We start from the raw sequence: 907 nt of genomic DNA on the forward strand, positions 1-907 counted from the left end.
CATACACTAGCTGATCGCGCAGCGCCTTAAATGAGGCTTTGAGGTTGCTGGCCATTTCATTAAAGGCTTTTGCGAGCACGGTCGTTTCGTACACGCGGCCAGGTTGGGGCATTGAGCTATCCCAATCGCCATTTGCTAGGTGTTGAGCTGCATCGGCAGTGGCGTTGATTGGTCGAGCCACGCGTTCGAAGATGACCCAACTAAAGCCGATACCAAACAAGCTGACGACGATACCAACAATCCAGCTTTTCTCTTGGCTTTTCGGTAAGAGGCCAAGCAAATCAGATTCCGAGATAGAAGTGCCGATGAACCAAGTTAGACCGTTTGGATCGTAGTAGGGCGTGATGCGGCTAAAAATACGTTGGCCGCTGTGGTCAAACTCAAACGTGTACGGTTGGTCTGTATGGTACAAGTCAAAACCACGCACGCGGGAGGCGCTGATTTTGATGATCGGGTCTGCGCTTTCAGAGGCGAACAAGCGTTGGCCTTTATCCGAAAACTTTGTGCCCCAAGACACCACGCTGCCTGGGCCAGAATGTGCCACTAATCGGTGTTCTTGGTCCATGATAAAGACCGATGCTTTGGTGTTCTTCTTGATGACGCGTAGAAACTCGTTGAAGGTATTGATACGAATATCCGTCACCAATACGCCCGCAAATTCTTGGTGTTCGTACACCGGTGTCATAGCAGATAAGGTGATGTCTTGGCGCTCATCCGCATTGGTATAGATTTTTGACCACATCGGTTTTTCGTCTTTGGCGACAGGTTGATACCAAGGACGAGTTCTTGGATCGTAAGGCGTTATGACAGTACGAATATCGTTACTGACATGATCTGTGCCGTAGATGATTAACTTACCATCGGTGTATTTATCTTGAACCATCAAGGTGTAATCGTCGGAGATCTC

At 48.8% G+C, this 907-nt stretch carries 1 protein-coding gene; it reads right to left on the reverse strand.

Annotated elements, in window-relative coordinates:
* A partial coding sequence (locus tag R7Z49_RS23910; protein ID WP_318112211.1) for a cache domain-containing protein occupies positions 1-907 on the reverse strand: 907 nt, incomplete at both ends.

Source organism: Vibrio sp. 1562 (assembly GCF_033340155.1).
Lineage (GTDB): Bacteria > Pseudomonadota > Gammaproteobacteria > Enterobacterales > Vibrionaceae > Vibrio > Vibrio alginolyticus.